This window comes from Halomonas campaniensis (genome assembly GCF_002211105.1).
Classification (GTDB): domain Bacteria; phylum Pseudomonadota; class Gammaproteobacteria; order Pseudomonadales; family Halomonadaceae; genus Vreelandella; species Vreelandella campaniensis_A.
The window spans coordinates 137,643-155,962 of record NZ_JPUA01000037.1 but is presented as its reverse complement, the minus strand read 5'-3'; the positions used below and the strand labels follow the sequence as shown (position 1 = coordinate 155,962).

17 protein-coding genes are annotated in these 18,320 nt (G+C 55.0%); 7 read left to right on the top strand and 10 right to left on the bottom strand.

All coding sequences use genetic code 11. The features are described from left to right. Positions 1 to 86: 86 nt before the first annotated feature. Entirely contained in the window at positions 87 to 1,469 is a 1,383-nt protein-coding gene (ppnN, locus tag JI62_RS18070; protein ID WP_088701504.1) for a nucleotide 5'-monophosphate nucleosidase PpnN, read from the bottom strand. 217 nt (positions 1,470 to 1,686) lie between these two features. Between ppnN and JI62_RS18065 the strand changes: the two genes are divergently transcribed. After that, positions 1,687 to 2,592 (top strand): LysR family transcriptional regulator, encoded by a 906-nt coding sequence (locus JI62_RS18065; protein WP_088701749.1) that lies wholly within the window; start codon positions 1,687 to 1,689, stop codon positions 2,590 to 2,592. Positions 2,593 to 2,653: 61 nt separating this feature from the next. On the opposite strand, the gene gcvP is transcribed toward JI62_RS18065, so the two are convergent. After that, a complete protein-coding gene (gene gcvP / locus JI62_RS18060) occupies positions 2,654 to 5,548 on the bottom strand; it encodes an aminomethyl-transferring glycine dehydrogenase (RefSeq protein ID WP_088701503.1) in 2,895 nt (964 codons plus the stop codon). Between the two features lie 99 nt (positions 5,549 to 5,647). Further along, on the bottom strand, positions 5,648 to 6,037 hold the full coding sequence (gcvH, locus tag JI62_RS18055; protein ID WP_088701502.1) for a glycine cleavage system protein GcvH: 390 nt from the start codon (positions 6,035 to 6,037) through the stop codon (positions 5,648 to 5,650). A 388-nt stretch (positions 6,038 to 6,425) separates the two neighbouring features. Here gcvH and JI62_RS18050 point away from each other — a divergent pair, with 388 nt between their 5' ends. Then, a complete protein-coding gene (locus tag JI62_RS18050) occupies positions 6,426 to 7,835 on the top strand; it encodes an alanine/glycine:cation symporter family protein (protein ID WP_088701501.1) in 1,410 nt (469 codons plus the stop codon). A gap of 146 nt (positions 7,836 to 7,981) precedes the next feature. Then, positions 7,982 to 9,094, top strand: a complete 1,113-nt coding sequence (gcvT, locus tag JI62_RS18045; protein WP_088701500.1) for a glycine cleavage system aminomethyltransferase GcvT — start codon at positions 7,982 to 7,984, stop codon at positions 9,092 to 9,094. Between the two features lie 79 nt (positions 9,095 to 9,173). Here the strand turns inward: gcvT and JI62_RS18040 are convergent, their stop codons facing one another. The 3 genes from JI62_RS18040 to JI62_RS18030 all read right to left on the bottom strand — a co-directional run bounded on the left by JI62_RS18040 (position 9,174) and on the right by JI62_RS18030 (position 11,966). Continuing rightward, a complete protein-coding gene (locus JI62_RS18040) occupies positions 9,174 to 9,971 on the bottom strand; it encodes a LysM peptidoglycan-binding domain-containing protein (RefSeq protein ID WP_088701499.1) in 798 nt (265 codons plus the stop codon). A gap of 113 nt (positions 9,972 to 10,084) precedes the next feature. Then, positions 10,085 to 10,966, bottom strand: coding sequence for an acyltransferase (locus tag JI62_RS18035; protein WP_088701498.1), 882 nt, complete (start codon positions 10,964 to 10,966; stop codon positions 10,085 to 10,087). A 106-nt stretch (positions 10,967 to 11,072) separates the two neighbouring features. Next, on the bottom strand, positions 11,073 to 11,966 hold the full coding sequence (locus JI62_RS18030) for a LysR family transcriptional regulator (protein ID WP_088701748.1): 894 nt from the start codon (positions 11,964 to 11,966) through the stop codon (positions 11,073 to 11,075). 165 nt (positions 11,967 to 12,131) lie between these two features. Here JI62_RS18030 and JI62_RS18025 point away from each other — a divergent pair, with 165 nt between their 5' ends. Both JI62_RS18025 and JI62_RS18020 read left to right on the top strand, forming a co-directional pair. Beyond that, positions 12,132 to 12,830: a CoA transferase subunit A gene (locus JI62_RS18025; protein ID WP_064232851.1), complete on the top strand. Its 699-nt coding sequence runs from the start codon at positions 12,132 to 12,134 to the stop codon at positions 12,828 to 12,830. Between the two features lie 98 nt (positions 12,831 to 12,928). After that, positions 12,929 to 13,591: a CoA transferase subunit B gene (locus tag JI62_RS18020; protein WP_088701497.1), complete on the top strand. Its 663-nt coding sequence runs from the start codon at positions 12,929 to 12,931 to the stop codon at positions 13,589 to 13,591. Between the two features lie 45 nt (positions 13,592 to 13,636). Here JI62_RS18020 and JI62_RS18015 read toward each other — a convergent pair whose 3' ends face one another. Next, positions 13,637 to 14,404, bottom strand: coding sequence for a DUF1338 family protein (locus JI62_RS18015; protein ID WP_088701496.1), 768 nt, complete (start codon positions 14,402 to 14,404; stop codon positions 13,637 to 13,639). Positions 14,405 to 14,508: 104 nt separating this feature from the next. Next, positions 14,509 to 14,772 carry a GrxA family glutaredoxin gene (locus JI62_RS18010; protein WP_035579179.1) on the bottom strand — a complete coding sequence of 88 codons (264 nt, stop codon included), beginning with the start codon at positions 14,770 to 14,772 and terminating at the stop codon, positions 14,509 to 14,511. A 182-nt stretch (positions 14,773 to 14,954) separates the two neighbouring features. Between JI62_RS18010 and hybE the strand changes: the two genes are divergently transcribed. After that, the gene (hybE, locus tag JI62_RS18005) at positions 14,955 to 15,380 is read left to right on the top strand and encodes a [NiFe]-hydrogenase assembly chaperone HybE (RefSeq protein WP_088701495.1); all 426 of its coding nucleotides are present in this window, start codon (positions 14,955 to 14,957) and stop codon (positions 15,378 to 15,380) included. 77 nt (positions 15,381 to 15,457) lie between these two features. Beyond that, a complete protein-coding gene (locus JI62_RS18000; RefSeq protein WP_088701494.1) occupies positions 15,458 to 16,231 on the top strand; it encodes a 3-hydroxybutyrate dehydrogenase in 774 nt (257 codons plus the stop codon). Positions 16,232 to 16,462: 231 nt separating this feature from the next. Here JI62_RS18000 and JI62_RS17995 read toward each other — a convergent pair whose 3' ends face one another. Together JI62_RS17995 and JI62_RS17990 are read right to left on the bottom strand one after the other, a co-directional pair. Then, the gene (locus tag JI62_RS17995; RefSeq protein ID WP_088701493.1) at positions 16,463 to 17,002 is read right to left on the bottom strand and encodes a response regulator transcription factor; all 540 of its coding nucleotides are present in this window, start codon (positions 17,000 to 17,002) and stop codon (positions 16,463 to 16,465) included. A 43-nt stretch (positions 17,003 to 17,045) separates the two neighbouring features. After that, the gene (locus JI62_RS17990) at positions 17,046 to 18,317 is read right to left on the bottom strand and encodes an ATP-binding protein (RefSeq protein ID WP_088701492.1); all 1,272 of its coding nucleotides are present in this window, start codon (positions 18,315 to 18,317) and stop codon (positions 17,046 to 17,048) included. Positions 18,318 to 18,320 lie beyond the last annotated feature (3 nt).

Genomic DNA, 18,320 nt, shown 5'->3' with positions numbered 1-18,320 from the left:
GCTGTGCGTATTGATTCCCTTCAGGATTAGGTTTTGTCTGAAAAGTCGGCGGGCGCAGCCAGTTGTCAGACAGAGCCCAAGAGCTGTTATTTCAGCACATAGCAGGGTACATAGTGCTGGCCATCGAGTTTCATGCGCCCTTGGGCGACAAACGAGGTAAGCAACTCGTCAAGACGCTGCATGAGCTCGGGCTCTGCGGTCAGTACAAAGGGGCCGTGAGCTTCAATGGCACGAATGCCAGCCTCTTTGACATTGCCCGCGACGATCCCCGAGAAAGCGCGGCGCAGATTGGCGGCGAGCTCGTGGGTGGGTTGTTGACGATGCAGGGCCAGCGAGCGCATTGCTTCGTGCGTCGGCTCAAAGGTGGCCTGGAAGTCCCGCGCAATGGTCAGCCTCCAGTTGTAGTAGAAAGCATCCTGGTGGGTGCGTCGGAATTCAGCGATCTCATCAATACCTTGGCGCATGGTGCGCGCAACCGATACCGGGTCGCCGGTAATGATGGTGTAGTAGCGGCGGATACCTTCACCAAGGGTATAGACCAGGAATTCATCAATTTTCTGAAAGTAGGCTGCAGAATTAGCTGGGCCGGTGAAGATTAACGGGAAGGGGATCTCTTTGTTACTGGGGTGCAGGAGAATGCCCAGCAGATAGAGAATCTCTTCTGCAGTGCCTACGCCGCCAGGGAAAACGATAATGCCATGGCCTAGGCGTACAAAGGCTTCCAAGCGTTTTTCAATATCTGGCATGACCACCAGTTCATTGACAATGGGGTTAGGCGCTTCAGCGGCGATAATGCCGGGCTCTGAAATACCCAAATAGCGGCCCTCTTTACGCCGCTGTTTGGCATGGGCCACGTTGGCGCCTTTCATGGGGCCTTTCATAGCCCCAGGGCCACAACCGGTACAAATATCCAAGTCGCGCAGGCCTAAGTGGTAACCCACATCTTTGGTATATTCATACTCTTCCCGGGAGATAGAGTGTCCACCCCAGCACACCACCAGACTAGGGTCGCGGCCGGGTTTTAGTGTTCCCGCTTTGCGTAGAATATGGAAGACCGCATTGGTAGTCCCTTCTCCCGTACTCAGGTCAAAACGATTGTGGTGCTGAATCTCATTGTAGACGTAAACAATATCGCGAATGATCGAGGATAGATGCTCACGGATACCGCGAATCATGCGGCCATCAACAAAGGCTTCGGCGGGGGCGTTGGTTAGCTTTAAGCGAATGCCGCGGTCTTGCTGCAGCACTTCAATATCGAAGTCTTTATAGGCTTCTAAAATCGCCAGGCTGTCATCGCTGGGATTGCCGCAATTGAGTACTGCCAACGCACAGCGCCGAAGTAGATCGTGTAGACCGCTTTGAGACGTTTTATGCAGTCGGTTGACTTCATGCTGAGAGAGGACTTCGAGGCTTCCTTCGGGGGAAATAATGCTGGAAAGGGTGGCGCGAGGTTGAACGTTTTCGGTCATTAGCGGGGCTGTCCCTAATCGTTTGATGTCTCTTGGCATACTACCACGCCCAAGCGGCGGGTACAGCGCAGCGGCTGGCTCGCCGGGGTGTGCTATTATGGGGCATATTTTACAGGGCGGCGGCAATAGCACTTTTGTTAGTTACTACTCTATTGCCTACAGCGGTTTCTCAAACAGAGCTGCTAAAGACCGTTATCAAAGACCATGGCGCTTCACTATGTTCAATGCCCACTATTTTCGTACCTTTATTACGCTTGTTGAAACAGGCAGTTTTACCCGTACGGCTCAGCGTTTAGAGATGACCCAGCCGGGCGTAAGCCAGCATGTACGCAAGCTAGAGGACTATTTAAATAAAGAGCTGCTAGAGCGTAAGGGGCGCAGCTTTACATTAACCGAGTCGGGGCGGCGTGCTTACGATTACGCTTTAAAGTTATTTGCTGAGCATGAGCAGTTCCGTCACGGGCTGGATGATGACTCTTTGGATAGCGGTGACTGCCGGATTGCCTCGCCGGGTAGCGTTGGCCTGATGTTCTATCCGTATATATTGGGGCAGCAGCAAATGCACCCCAATTTAACGGTCAACTATAGCTTTGCGTTCAACCACGAAATCGTCAATGACCTGCTCGAAGGGCGTTATGACATCGGGATAGTCACCGAGGCAATGCGACACCCTGAGCTTAGCTGCAGCATTTGGCATGAAGAACCGCTCTGCTTGGTGGTGCCTGCTGATTTTGCGGGCAGCACACTGTCAGATTTAATGGGCATCGGCTTTCTCAACTATTACGACGGCATTAACCACGCCAATGCACTGCTGCGAGCCAACTACCCCGACGAGTTTCGCTCGATGACCCATTTCCGCCATCAAGGCTTTACCAATGAAGTCAGCATGGTGCTGGATGCAGTGGCCAGGGGGTTGGGTTTTACCGTGGTGTCGCGGCTGGTGTTGGAAACCTCGCCCTGGCAGCGTCAGGTAAAAGCGTTGAACCTGCCCAATGCGGTCAATGAAGTGCTCTATTTGCTGCGCCGCCGCGATTCTGTGCTGCCCAAGCGTTACGAGAAGCTGTTAGACGGCTTTCATGCTCAGCGTCTACAAGAAAAAACGCCCCTGGTGCCGTCTAGTTAAGACACCAAGAGCGTTCTGGTCACTTAAAGCGCTATCGCTTCACATCTTGTCAGCTTTGCCGTTAGTTGCGGTACTCATCAATGCTGGGGCAGGAGCAGATTAACTGCCGGTCGCCAAACACGTTATCAACGCGGTTAACGGCGGGCCAGTATTTCGCGGCTTGAACCGCTGCGGTTGGGAAGGCTGCCAACTGGCGGTCATAAGGCCGCTGCCAGTCGCTATCCATTAGATCTGCCTGGGTATGTGGCGCATTGACCAGCGGATTATTATCCAGCGGCCACTCACCGCTCTCTACTCGAGCAATCTCGTCACGAATGGCAATCATCGCATCGCAGAAGCGGTCGATTTCATACAGCGACTCTGACTCGGTAGGTTCGATCATCAGCGTGCCCGGCACCGGGAACGACATGGTCGGTGCGTGGAAGCCGTAATCCATCAAGCGTTTGGCAATATCCTCCTCGCTAATCCCCGAGGCCGCTTTGAGCGGGCGAATATCGATAATGCATTCGTGGGCAACCGTACCGTTCTGGCCACGATAAAGAATCGGGAATGCCGCTTCCAAACGCTTGGCAATATAGTTGGCGTTTAGGATGGCAAGCTCGGTGGCTTCACGCAGGCCGCGGGCGCCCATCATTTTAATGTAGGCCCAGGAGATGGGTAGGATCGAGGCACTGCCAAACGCTGCCGCGGATACCGCACCGCTTTCCGCGTTGACGCCATTGATTGGCGTTACCACGTGGTTGGAAACGTAGGGTGCCAGGTGGGCTTTTACGCCGATAGGCCCCATGCCCGGGCCGCCGCCACCGTGGGGAATACAGAACGTTTTGTGCAGGTTAAGGTGAGAGACATCGCCGCCAAAATCGCCGGGGCGGGTTAACCCTACCTGGGCGTTCATATTGGCGCCGTCGATATACACCTGACCACCGTTGTCGTGAACGATTTTGCACGCTTCGCGCACGCTGGTTTCAAACACCCCGTGTGTAGACGGGTAGGTCAGCATAATGGCGGAGAGCTGATCGCGATGTTGCTCGGCTTTAGCACGCAAATCCGCCATGTCGATATTGCCGTTTTGGTCGCACTCTACCACCACGACTTTCATCTGCACCATGGCTGCCGAGGCCGGGTTGGTGCCGTGGGCAGAGCTTGGGATCAGGCAGACATCGCGATGGCCTTCACCCTGGGCCGCCTGATAGCGACGAATCGCTACAAGGCCTGCGTATTCCCCCTGAGCACCGGAGTTGGGCTGCATCGAGAGGTGATCGTAGCCAGTGACTTCGACCAGGAAGGCCGAGAGTTCGTCGATCATCTGATGATAGCCAGCCACCTGGTCGCGGGGCGCAAAGGGGTGCAGATGCGCAAACGAGGGCCAGGAGACCGGAATCATTTCGCTGGTGGCGTTAAGCTTCATGGTGCAGGAGCCGAGCGGAATCATCGCATGAGCCAGCGACAGATCCTTATTCTCAAGACGCTTCAAGTAGCGCAGCATTTCGGTTTCGCTGCGGTAGCGGTTAAAGGTGGGATGGCTCAAAAAGTCACTTTCGCGCTGGCAGGCCGCGGGAATGCCGGAAGCACCGTTAGCCACCACCTGCTCGTCGAGTACTGCAACGGCAAGGCCGTGCTCATCGCCCAGCAGTACATCAAACAGTGTGGCTACATCGTGGGCGGTGGTGGTTTCATCCAGGCTGATGCCCACATCGCCATTGGCGAAGTAGTGCAGATTAATATCATGGGTCATGGCTCGGCCATGGATCTTACCGGCATCAACACCCGTCAGGCGTAACGTATCAAACCAACTGTCATGAGCGAGCGATACGCTTGCCTGCTTAAGGCCTTCGGCAAGCAGGGTGGCCAAGCGGTGAACACGACCGGCAATTTTGCGCAGCCCTTCAGCGCCGTGATAGGTGGCGTAAAAGCCTGCGATGTTGGCCAGAAGCGCCTGGGCAGTACAGATGTTCGAGGTCGCTTTCTCGCGGCGGATATGCTGCTCGCGGGTCTGCATTGCCATGCGCAGGGCTGTGTTGCCACGGCTATCTTTGGAGACGCCGATGATACGCCCTGGGATTGAGCGCTTGAGCTTATCGGAAGTTGCGAAGAACGCCGCGTGGGGGCCGCCAAAGCCCATGGGAACGCCAAAGCGTTGGGAGTTGCCCACCACAATGTCCGCTCCCAGCTGGCCGGGTTCTTTAAGCAGCACCAGGCTCAAAAGATCGCTGGCCACGCAGGTCATGATGTTGCGCTCAGCCGCGGCGCTTAATAGCGGTGCCAGGTCGCGCACTTCACCACTGGCGGAGGGGTACTGGACAAGCGCCCCAAAGACATCGTGGTTGGCTAGCTCCTCCGCAGGCCCGGTGATCAAGTCAAAGCCAAAGAACTCGGCGCGGGTTTTAATCACGTCCAGCGTTTGTGGGAAAACGTCGTCGGCGACGAAGAAGACGTTGGATTTGCTTCTCTTGTTGCCGCGCTTACACAGCGCCATGGCTTCGGCGGCAGCGGTGGCTTCGTCAAGCAGCGACGCATTGGCCAGCTCCATACCGGTTAGATCCATCACCACTTGTTGGAAGTTCAGCAAGCCTTCCAGGCGGCCTTGAGAAATCTCTGGCTGGTAGGGGGTATAGGCGGTGTACCAGCCCGGGTTTTCCAATACGTTGCGCTGAATCACTGCGGGCATATGGGTGCCGTAGTAGCCCTGGCCAATATAGCTTTTAGTCACGCGGTTTTGCCGCGCTAACTGGGCTAGGTACTCTAGTGCCTCCGCTTCGCTGCGCGGATCATCAAGCGCTAGCTCGCGGCCAAGACGAATATCGCTCGGCACGGTCTGTTCAATCAGATCTTCCATGTGCTGCATGTTGAGCGCTTTTAACATGGTGGCCACGTCATCTTGACTTGGACCATTATGACGTTTGATAAAAGCATCGTGATCGGCCAGCTCGGCCAGACGGCGTGTTTCAAGAGACATGAAGAAGATTCCGGACGTTAAGAGAGAACCGTGCAGGGCGATAAGCGCAGAGCCGCCAAAATTAACGACAGGCCCTGCTATTTAATGCGACTAAATGACTTAGTCGTCGGCGCTTAGCGTTGCTTGATAGGCGTCGGCATCCAGCAGGCCGTCAAGGGTGTCGCCGTCTAAGCGCACTTTCATAATCCAGCCACCTTCGTAAGGCGCTTCATTGACCGTTTCGGGGGCGTCTTCAAGGGTGTCATTCACCTCAATGACTTCGCCAACCACCGGCGAGTAGAGATCAGAAGCGGCTTTGACCGATTCGATAACGCCAAACTCCTGGCCTTTGCTCAGCGCGGTACCTACTTCAGGCAGTTCAACGAACACGACATCACCTAACGCCTGCTGGGCGTGATCGGTAATGCCCACGGTCACGGTGCCGTCTTGATTATCAAGCACCCACTCGTGGCTTTCAGCGTAACGGAGATTGGCAGGAAGATTGCTCATGATGTTTTCCTATATGAAACAGTTTACTGGGCCCGAGCATACTAGCGTTTGTCGCTCGCCTTGGCGAATAGTGGCTAGGGCGGGTCGAGCGAATAAACCAGCATGTTAACGTGTTTCCAATCGGAAACAAATTTCTTCGTTGCTCCATGGCGTGCTGGGTAGCGTTATCTGTCCAGTTACATTTTCGCCTGGGGGCAGACGTCGGATTATGAAAAAAGCGGTATCCTCTATGCGCAAGCGACATCACCCTAGATGCTTGCTAAGTTTATGGTGTAAAACGTTTACATCCTATGCTAACCAGCCATAGCGACGTCGCAAATAACCACTATATGGTAGCCAATCAACAATACACACCACCATTGCATACCAACAAAGCGAGGAAATGAACATGGAAGCATTAACTAGCCTCTTAGGGGCAATCAACGGCGTGGTCTGGGGGCCCGTCATGTTGATTCTGCTACTCGGTGTGGGGATTTACCTGCAGCTTGGCTTGAAACTGATGCCGATTAGAAAGCTCGGCATGGGTTTCAAGCTAATGTGGGCCGGGCGTGATGCGAAGCCTGGGGTGGGTAAAGCCGCCCCTGCCAAAGAGGGTGATGAAGGGGAAATATCGCCTTTTGATGCCTTGATGACCGCACTCTCTGCGACCATCGGCACCGGTAATATTGCCGGTGTCGCCACGGCCATCGCGTTAGGTGGGCCAGGCGCGGTGTTTTGGATGTGGATTACCGCACTGGTGGGGATGGCCACTAAGTTTTCCGAAGCGGTGCTGGCCGTGCGTTATCGTGAAACTGATAGTACCGGTTATCACGTGGGCGGGCCGATGTTTTACATCAAGAATGGCTTGGGTAAAAAGTGGCTATGGTTAGGCGGCCTGTTCTCGTTTTTTGGCGCTGTCGCAGCCTTTGGGATCGGCAATACCGTTCAGTCCAACTCCGTTGCTGACGCCATGGACGCCACCTTCGGCGTGCCACACTGGCTCACGGGTGTGGTCATTATGGTGCTGGCTGGCGCGGTGATTCTGGGCGGTATCAAGCGTATTGCTAAAGTGGCGGGCAAGCTGGTGCCGATTATGGGCATTGCCTATGTAGTTGCTGGCTTGTTGGTATTGATCGTCAATGCCGGGCAGATCGGTGAAGCCTTTGGTTTGATCTTCTACTACGCCTTTAACCCCATGGCGGCCGCAGGTGGTTTTGCCGGTGCCGCCGTCATGGCGGCGATTCGTTTTGGTGTGGCACGCGGTATTTTCTCTAACGAAGCGGGTTTGGGTAGTGCGCCTATCGCACACGCAGCGGCAAAAACCAAAAACCCGGTGCGCCAGGGCTTAATTGCGATGCTGGGCACCTTTATCGATACCATTATTGTGTGCACGATTACCGCGTTGGTGATTTTGACCTCGACGGTTTGGCAGGAGGGTGAAGCGGGGGCATCGCTGACCGCGCTTTCGTTTGACGCTGCGCTGCCTGGCTTTGGTAATCAGATCGTTGCTGTTGCGTTGGCGATTTTTGCCTTTACCACCATCCTCGGCTGGTCATTTTACGGCGAGAAGTGCTGCCAGTTCCTGTTTGGCACGCGCTCAATTATGATCTATCGGGTGCTGTTCGTACTGGCCATCCCCTTGGGTGCTATCGCTCAACTGGGCTTTATCTGGCTCATGGCGGATACCTTCAACGCTATGATGGCGATCCCGAACCTGATTGCCTTGGCACTGCTTTCGCCGGTAGTCTTTAAACTAACCAAGGACTATTTCGACGGCAAAGACGTATTGCCGGGTGAAGAGCTGGATCACGACCAATAGTATCCGTAGCGCGTTAAAAGGCGCTGTAGGTGAAGACAAAACGTGAATGACAGTAGAGTCGGGAAGACACTTAAGCAGTGGCTTCCCGTCTCTTTTTTAAGTAAAGCATTTATAAGTGAATAATTTTTAAAGTGAGGAAAGCCCCCATGTCCGAATTAAAACAAACGCCGCTTCATGCGCTACATCTCAAGCTAGGCGCCAAAATGGTGCCGTTTGCTGGCTATGATATGCCAGTTCAATACCCGCTGGGGGTCAAAAAAGAGCATGAGCACACGCGTCAAAAGTGTGGGCTGTTTGATGTCTCCCATATGGGGCAGATTAGTGTTTCTGGAGACAACGTGGCCAAAGCGCTGGAAACCCTGATACCTGCTGATTTAGTGGGCCTGGAAAAGGGCTCCCAGCGTTACGGGCTTTTCACCAACCCCGACGGTGGCATTATTGACGACCTGATGGTGGTCAATGCGGGGGATCACTTCTATTTAGTGGTGAACGCCGCCTGCAAAGATCAGGATTTGGCGCACCTGCGGCTTAATTTGGCCTCAACGCATACGATTGAACCTTTGGATCGTGGCCTCCTGGCGCTGCAGGGCCCCCAGGCGCGGGAGGTGATGCAGCGGCTTTGCCCTGAAGCCTGTGAGCTGGTGTTTATGCAGCATGCCCGCTTCACCATTGCCGGGCAGGAGGTATGGGTGAGCCGCAGCGGCTATACCGGCGAAGATGGTTTTGAGATTTCCGTCGCAGCCGATGACTGTGAAGCGTTCGCCGAGCGTTTGCTGGCCGAGCCCGAAGTCGAAGCGATTGGCCTGGGGGCGCGTGACTCGCTGCGTTTGGAAGCGGGTTTATGCCTCTACGGACACGATATGGATGAGCAAACCACGCCGGTGGAAGCGGGTCTAATCTGGGCAGTAGGTAAGCCGCGTCGCCGTGATGGTGATCGGCCTGGCGGTTTTCCAGGCGCTGACGTGATTCTTCATCAGGTCGATGCTAAGGATCACACCCGTAAGCGCGTTGGACTATTGGCTGAAGGACGTGCGCCGGTACGCGAGGGTGCGCCACTGGTTGATGAGGCGGGCAACGAAATAGGCAGCGTAACCTCCGGCAGCTTTGGCCCAAGTGTCGGTAAGCCGGTGGCGATGGGGTATGTCAGTCGCGAACTGGAAGCGCCGCAAAGTGCCGTATTCGCGGTAGTTCGCGGTAAGCAGCTACCCATGGTGGTGACCCCCATGCCGTTTGTAAAACCGGGCTACTACCGGGGATAAAGGTGTAACCGCTGTCCCGCGGCCCCGCTTATGTAGGGGGCCGCTGTTTTATTAAGTACAGTATGACTAAGCAACTGTTTTAGCGCAGTACCTGCTTGGGATCGATGGGTTTGCCACCTTGGCGCAGATCAAAGAGCAGATCATAGCGCTGGGTGGCACTGCTTTGGCCTACCTCGCAGAGCGGATCCCCGGTGCTCACCTGCTTGCCTACCTCGACCAAAATGCGCTCGCAAAGGGCGTACACGGTCTGCAGATTGTCGGCATGGTGCACAATCACCACTTCACCTAGCTGACGCATACCGTCGGCAAAGCGCACCTCACCAGGGGCGACGGCTTTAGCCTGGGCACCGGCTTGAGTAGCCAGCAGCATGGGCTGAAGAGTGCCACGGCTGTCCGCCCCGAAGCGACGAACCACGCGATAATCATCCAGTGGCCAGGGCCAGCGCCGGGCTGAAGAGGGCAGTGCCTGACTGGGCGCGCTACTGGTGGGTGCAGTGGCAGGCTTGTTAGCGCTTGATGAACTACTACTGCTTGCCGAGCCTTGCGATGAGCTGCGCGTCGCTGAACCACTTAGCGGTAGACTGACTATTTGGCCAATTCTCAAATTAGTGGGAGAGGCGCTAGGGTTGGCGCTCTGAATGCGACCACTGGTGGTGCCAAAGTGTCGGGCGATACTCGAGAACGTATCGCCAGGACGGATTTGGTAGCGGTAGGGGCCACCGGAAGGTGCCCGCTCTTGTTGAGTGGGAATTAGCAGGCGCTGGCCAATTTCCAGGCGACGAGCATTAACACCAGGGTTAAAACGCTCCAAACGCTCCAGCGGCACGTTAGCTCGGGCCGCCAGTTTCCCCAGCGTATCGCCACGCTGCACTTGCACCCAGTCACCGCTAATCTGGCTGGCGCTAGGCGCAGCCGCTCGCTGGGATGATGGAGGAGCGCTGGAGCAACCGGTGAGTAGCCCCGCTAATAGCCAAGCAGTGAGCCAGCCAGCTAGTCGTGATCGGTTCGGCTGTCCAGCATGCCATCTTTTTCCAACCAGAGTGCATTGATCCATGTGTGGAAGCGTTCCTTATGCTGCTTTTCTTCGTGGTTATCTGATGCGTACATCCACTCAGGAATGCTGAGTTGCCGGATCTGCAAGGTAACGGGCGCCTCTCTGCCGCACAAAAAGCCCCAAAACGTGGGCGAGGGATTAGCGTAGCTGATCGTTACATCCAGGATACCATCCAATTGGTTGCCTAGCAGACTAAGTACCTGGGCAATGCCGCCGGCTTTGGGACGTAATAAATGGCGGTAGGGGCTCTGTTGGGCATCACGTTTGGCAACCGAGAAGCGGGTGCCCTCGACAAAGTTAAAGATCGCAATGGGGGAGAGGCGCGCCTGCTGACACATGCGTTCGGTAGCGATACGGTCAATGGTGGCCAGTTTAGGGTTTTTGGCAATTTGTTCGCGGCTAAAACGACGCATGAAGGGAAATTCCAGCGCCCAAAAAGCCAGCCCTACGATGGGAATCCAGATTAATTGACGTTTTAGGAAAAAGCGCGGCATGGGAATACGCCGATGCAACGCCATCAACAGCATAAAGATATCAGTCCAACTGCGGTGGTTGGATATCACCAACCACCACTGCTGAGGGCTCAAATTATCAGGAACGCTGGCGTTTAGCACGGGCTTGAGCCAGTGACGCATCCACCAGAGATTAACGCCTATCCAGTTTAGCGCGACACCATTCAGCCCCCGCAGCACTAACTGTCTGAGCCGTTGCCCTGGGGCAATGACTTTAAGTAGTGTCAGCAGAATGAGAGGTACGCCCCAGAACAGCGTGTTGAGCGTTAGCAGCAGTGCGCTAACCAGCCCCTTAAAAATAGGCATACCGCGTTTCCTTACCGTCAAACCCATAGCGTAATACTGAATGCTAAATGATCCTAGCCACCCTGCCCAGCAGAAACCCTGCGTATCTCATCAACTTAGTCCGGGGCTAGTGGGAGAGTGAGGGCGCTTGAACGGTATCAAGCAGTACGGTGCGCAGTGCATGGGCAGCGACAGAGAGCTCCTGGTGGGTCAGGATGCCGACTCGACAGGAGATAGCGGGCGCCGTTAGCGGTATGCAGCGGGCGCCCACTTCACGCATTTGGCGAATGCACATGGAAGGCACCGCGCTGACGCCCAGGCCGTCGGCTACCATTCTACCCACGGTGGAGAGCTGGTGGCTCTCAAAAGCCACCGTTAGCGCCATATGCCGCTTACCCAGTTCCTGTTCCAGTAAGCGTCGCACCATGGAGGGGCGCTGAAGCGTAATGAAATCGTGGTCGAGCAGTGCTGACCAGGCGAGCTGGGAAGAGTGGGTTAACGGAGAGTCAGCCGGTACGACCGCCACAAAATGGTCTTCAAACAGCGGCGTAAACAGCAGGCTGCCGGTACCCTCCGGCGAAAAAGCGATCCCCATCTCTACCTGTCGGGAGCGCACCATGGCGGTGACCTCCTCATTGATGACATCGTGCACGGTAATGTTGATTTTGGGGTACTGTTGGCGAAATTTAACCAGCGCCGCCGGGAGTAAGTTTCCGGCAAAGGCGGGCATTGCCGCCACGCTGAGCCGCCCCAGTTGGAGGGTGAAGCGCTGGCGCAAACGCTCCTCGGTATTGTCCCACTGGGCCAGCAGATGTTTGGCTAGCGGTAGCAGCGACTCACCTTCAGGGGTTAGTCTGACGCTACGGGTGCTGCGAATCAGCAATTTGCCACCCAGGGACTCCTCCAGGCCTTTAATCGCCAGACTTAACGCCGGTTGGGATAGGTGCAGGCGCTCGCAGGCTTGGGTAAAGCTGAGGGATTGGGCGACCGCCAGAAAGGCGCGTAGCTGTTTGACGGTCATTAAAGTACCTTTTATAAGTTTAAAAAATAAATTGATAAGAAAAACAAACTTAACAAATATATCATCTCGCACAACACTGACACTATCGTTAGCGTCAGTTCGCGTATTTTGGGCAGCGCTCATCTACGCTAATAGTGATCATCAACAACAATGTGAGGCACAACAATGGCAGGATTCGATAAGCGTGTAGCTTCCTACGAAGAGGCGATGGAAGGCATCGAGAGCGGCATGACCGTCATCGCTGGTGGCTTCGGACTCTGCGGTATCCCTGAAAACCTGATCGCCGAGATCAAGCGCCGCGGCGTTAATGATCTTACCGTGGTATCGAATAACTGCGGTGTCGATGGTTTTGGCTTGGGGATACTGCTGGAAGATCGTCAAATCAGTAAGATTCTGGCCTCTTACGTAGGTGAAAATGCCCTGTTTGAGAAGCAAATGCTCAATGATGAAATTGAAGTGGTATTAACGCCTCAAGGTACCTTGGCGGAAAAAATGCGTGCAGGTGGCGCCGGCATTCCCGCTTTTTACACCGCCACTGGCTATGGCACTCCGATTGGTGAGGGTAAAGAGGTTCGCGAATTTAATGGGCGACACTGTATTTTAGAAGAAGCCATCGTAGGTGACTTTGCCATTGTGAAAGGCTGGAAGGCGGATCGCTATGGCAACGTGATGTATCGCCATACGGCGCAAAATTTTAACCCCATGGCCGCCACGGCAGGGAAAATTACCGTGGTGGAAGTTGAAGAGATCGTTGAGCCGGGCGAGCTTGAACCTAGCCAAATCCATACCCCAGGCATCTATGTGGATCGGATTATTCAAGGCACGTTTGAGAAGCGGATAGAGAAACGCACGGTGCGTAGTTAAACCGCCACGGCTTCAAACTTAGTCAGTTTCAAACGCCGTCGGCTTCATACGTCGTAACACTCGCTTCTCATTTAACGATTCAGCAAGAGGAAACTACCATGGCTTTAACGCGCGAACAGATGGCTCAACGTGTCGCTCAAGAACTTCAAGATGGTTTTTACGTCAACCTGGGCATTGGTATTCCCACCCTGGTTGCCAACTACATCCCGGATGGCATCGATGTCATGCTGCAATCCGAAAACGGGCTGCTGGGGATGGGCCGCTACCCCACCGAAGACGAGCTTGATGCAGATATGATCAATGCGGGTAAAGAGACGGTGACGGTTCGCCCAGGCGCGGCGATTTTTTCTTCCGCAGAATCGTTTGCGATGATTCGTGGCGGTCACGTTGATCTGACCGTATTGGGGGCTTTTGAAGTGGATCAGCAGGGCAACATCGCTTCCTGGATGATTCCTGGCAAGCTGATCAAAGGCATGGGCGGTGCTATGGATCTCGTCGCTGGTGCTGAAAACATTATATGCACCATGACCCACGCCTCGAAGCACGGCGAGTCCAAACTGCTGGAGAAATGCGAACTGCCGCTAACCGGCGCAGGCTGCATTAACCGCGTCTTAACGGATCTCGCCTATCTTGAAATAAAAGATGGTGCCTTTATTCTCAAGGAGCGCGCACCGGGCGTAAGCGTTGAGGAGATCGTCGAGAAAACGGCGGGCAAGCTAATTGTGCCTGACCATGTTCCCGAGATGACGTTTGACGCCTAATAACCACCACTCCCCATAGACGCTAGTGTTTATGCCGCTAGCGTCTCAAGCCATCTCACAGCGCGTGTGGTGGGGAAGCAGGATATCGGCAATTCGCTCATGGTTATCTTCAACGTGCTTTTGGACGAGCGCCAGCCCCCCCAGGCAGAGACGATGCTCATCGCCATCGGCGAAAACTGTTTTCTGCGGCGTGGTGGGGTAAAAACGGTGATCCAGCAGTGACGACACTGTAAAAACGCCGTTCTGCTGCCCCTGCAGGCTTGGCATGCCCACTTCGTTGAGGCGTTGATCCAGCGCCTCCAATGGCTCCCCAAGCTGCCCGCAATCAAAGCCAGCATGATGTAGTCGGGGGCCCATCACTGCTATCCAGGCCGCTAATGGATGCGCTTGCTGCAACTGCTGATAAAGCGACCAACTTGGCATTGGCCAGGGGCGGCCACGGCAGAGCAAGTTATGGCCCTTGCAGTCCTGAGGATGAGATTGTTGCACCAACCCTTCAATGGCTTCCCGTGGCGCCTTGGAGAGTGTGCCTATTTGCAGCTCTGCTAACACCAGCCAACTGCTGCCGTCACTTGGCGCGAGTAGTTGCACCAATAGACCTTTATCGGCCATGGCGAAATGGCCCATGGCGCGATAGCCCATATGAGCTAAATTGCCGGTAAGCGCGGCAGCGGCAAAGGGCCCGTAATTGAGTGTTACCAGCGTTAAATATTCAGCCGCGGTTGATAATGGCCACAGTCTAAGCGCACCGATATCGGGGTGTGTATGTACATAGTCAAGCCACAGCTGCTGAACAAACTCCTGACGCTGCATGGTGAACTCCTTGCCTAAAGTGGCACACCTAGCGTGAGCCATTAAATAACTGCTCAGTATAGGCAAGCAAGGTAAGCAAGGGTTCAACGCGTATTAACGAGCGGTTAAACGGCAAGCAACTGCTGGTCGCGAACAAACTGATCAAATTCAGTAAAGCCGCCCACATGGGCTTGATCGACAAACACCTGCGGAACAGTGTGAATGGGTTTACCGGCCGTTTTGGCAATATCTTCTTTCGTTACGCCTTCGGAAGGCATATCCACATAGCGATAGCCCTCGATTTTACCGACTTTTTCCAAGTGCTCGGCGAGCTGTTTGGCGCGTACACAGAAAGGGCATGACATCCGACCAAAAATAACCACAAACATAGCGGGTACTCCTTTACGATAAGCAGAATAAGTAACCAAGTAGACAATCACTGAAGGGTAAATAGCCGTTGGCTGAGCGATAAATTTGTGCCTATTGTGGCTGAGCGGAGCTTGTTACGCCAATAGCAGCTCGCTACACCAACCATTAATGCCCGTTATCATCTGGGAAAACGATTAAGCCTATGCAAACGCTTACCGCTGACGAATACGCTCTCCTTGCTGAACTGGCGAAGGCGTACCGAGATGTGCACTTGCCATCCATTAAACAGAAAAGTGACTGGAACCCGCGTTTAGGGGTTGATGCGCTCTGCTTTCAGCATCATGGCGCTGAGCATCTGGTCGGTGCGCTGATTACGCCCTGTGAGCTTTGGTTAATCGGCGTGCCTCAACCAGCTCTGCGGACTGAGTCCATGGCGGAGACGTTGACGCTCTCATTGCCCTCAGGTGCTTATCGGCTATCTCATGAGCGCTTACCCGGCGACTACCAGCTCTATAAGCGCGCCATTTTGAGTGATTTAAGCGAGCTGGAGAGCATGCAGGAGGCCGCGAGGCTGGCGCAGCAAATGATGACGCGTTTAATGCAACCCGCTGAAGTCCCCAACACCTAGATAGCTATACTGACAAGCATGCTACAAACAGGACTTTCAACAGAACTCCCATCCACGTAGTGAAAAGGAAATTGCCTATGACTTCCCAAGCCGTTACAACGCCGCGAGTTGCGCTGGTCACCGGTACCAGCAGCGGGATTGGTGCCGCTGTGGTTAAGCACTTTTGTGAGTTAGGCCATCAAGTGCTTGCCGTCGATTTTAATCCGGCGGGTAAGGCGGTCGCTGAACAAGCAGGCGCGGCTTTCTTTGAAGCGGATTTAACCGACCCTGATGCCTGCCGGGCGGCGGTGGCCGATGCGGTCAAGCGCTTTGGAGGCGTGGATATACTGGTCAATAACGCAGGGATTCAGCACGTTGCCTCGATTGAGACCTTCCCCGAGGAGAAGTGGCGTCAGATTATGGATTTGATGCTAACGGCGCCTTTCTTGCTCACACAGGCGGCTTGGCCGCATATGCGTGAAAAGGGCTGGGGACGCATTGTGAACGTAGCCTCGATACATGCTCAGGTGGCTTCGCCAGGAAAAGCGGCGTATATCAGCGCCAAACACGGCATGATTGGTTTGACCAAAACGGCGGCGCTGGAGGGCGGCGAACAAGGCATCACGGCGAATGCGGTATGTCCTGCCTATGTCAAGACCCCGCTGGTGGACAACCAAATCGCCGACCAGGCTAAATTGCACGGTATGGATGAGCAGGAGGTGATCGAGAAAGTCATGCTTAAACAGGCGGCGATCAAGCGCTTGATCGAGCCTGAAGAGGTGGCGCAATTAGTTGCTTACCTGGCATCTGACGCCGCCGGTGCCGTGACCGGGTCGAGCTTTAATATCGATTTAGGCTGGACGGCGCATTAAGTTCTCGTTTCTTAAGTGCGCGGATTCAAGGCTAATGAATGGTTGAGAGGGCAGGTTGGAGCGAGGGTCTTACGCCATGGCCGAAAAATGTTCCCTACATTTCCGGCATTTCCGCCATCCATGGCGGTCAGATGGCGTAAGTAGCGCCCAGGGGGGGGGCACAGCGCCCTCGCGGAAACCTGTCCTCTCACCCGCCCAGGCTTGCCGTCTCGCCTGCTGAGATTAGTCACTTTAACGCCGCACCGGGCGTTTTTGTAATTTCCGCTGCAGGGTGCGGCGGTGCATACCCAGCGCCCGGGCGGTGGCGGATATATTGCCATCGTGCTCCTGCAGCACTTTCTGAATATGCTCCCAGGTGATGCGGTTAATCGAGGGCGGATTGTCAGCCAGTTCAATATCCGGATCGCCAGCTTGGCGCTCAAAAGCGATTAAAACGTCATCAGCATCCACCGGTTTACACAAGTAATTAACCGCGCCGAGTTTCATTGCCTCAACGGCAGTGGCAATGCTCGAGTAGCCGGTCAGCACTACTATTCGGCACTGGGGGACGGTGGCGAGTAGCTCGGGAAGGAGTTTCAGACCTGAGCTGTTTTCCAGCTTTAAGTCAAGGGTCGCCATGGTGGGCGCATGCTGTGCGGCCATAGTCAGGGCCTGCTCTGCGTCGTGGGCAACGATGACCTCGTAACCGCGGCGGGTTAGGGCACGGTTCAGCACATGGCAAAACATTTCGTCGTCATCAATGATCAGCAGCCGTTGCTCTCGCGTTTGCATGTTGTCCTCAATCCATTACTGGCGGTGCTTGGGGCGGTCGCGTTTAGTTTGGCGACGCACAGCGAGGCAGCGTAACTTCCGTAAGCGTGCCCCCTTCCGGGTGATTATACAGGCTTACGCCGCCACCAAAGCGATTGATGGTGGCATGGGTTAAAAACAGCCCGATGCCCATGCCCTTGCTTTTCGTCGAAATAAACGTCTCCCCCAGCTGGTCGGCAATCGACATGGCGACACCTGGGCCATGGTCGCGTATATCAATTACCACGCTCTCACTCTGCCAGTCTAAGCGTATGGCAATGTGTTCAGGGTTCGCGTCAGCGGCGTTGTTGAGCAAATTGGTTAGCGCTTGGTCGAGGGTGGCATCGACGGCCAGCCAAGGCCTTCCGCGCTTCTCGGCCACATCGAATTGATGACTCACATCCGGACGCAGCACCAGCCAGCGCTGTACAACCCCTGCTAGCCACACTTCCGCATCCAGCACTTCGGGTTCCGCCATGCGCCGACGATCAGCGTTAGAGACTAAATTTTGCAGACGTGATTTGCACACGTCTACCTGTTGACGAAGTAAATTGATGTCTTGGTCGAGCGCCGAATCGGCGGGGGCGTCAGCCTGCATCTCTTTGAGGAGAACTGCCATGGTAGACAAAGGGGTGCCCAGTTCATGGGCGGTACCTGCGGCTTGGGTTGCCACCGCTAGCACTTGCTCATTACGTAGCGCGGCTTCCCTCGTGCGGGAGAGCGCCTGATCACGGCTGCGCAGCGCATGAGCCATCTTGTAGATAAAAAATGTCACCAGGCCCGCTGAAAGGCCAAAGTTAAGCCACATACCTAATATGTGCAGACTCAAGGGGCTATCGCTATTGATATGGCCCAGTTGGGGAATCGGGTAGTAGGAGAACATTAAAAAGGTATAGCCCGCCATGGAACAGGCGGCGATGATCCAGGCGTGGCGCCAGGGCAGTGTGGCGGCGGCGATGGTAACCGGTACTAGATAGTAAGTAATAAAAGGGTTGGTGGAACCGCCCGAGAAGTAGAACAGTAGTGTTAAACCCGTGATATCGGCGAGTAAGTGCAGTAAGTACTCTAGATGCGTCACCGCACGTGGGCGGCCCAAGCGCCACCAGGTGGCGATATTGAGTACGCCCATGGAAATAACCACGCTCACCACAGCGGTTACCGGTAGATCGAAGGCCAGCAGCTCTACGCCCACCACAATCGCCAGTAAAAAACCGGTCCACGTGATGCCGCGGACAATAGTCAGTCGCACCAGATTACGGTTGGGGGTAGAGAGCGGAAGAGGGAGGGCAGTCGGCATGAT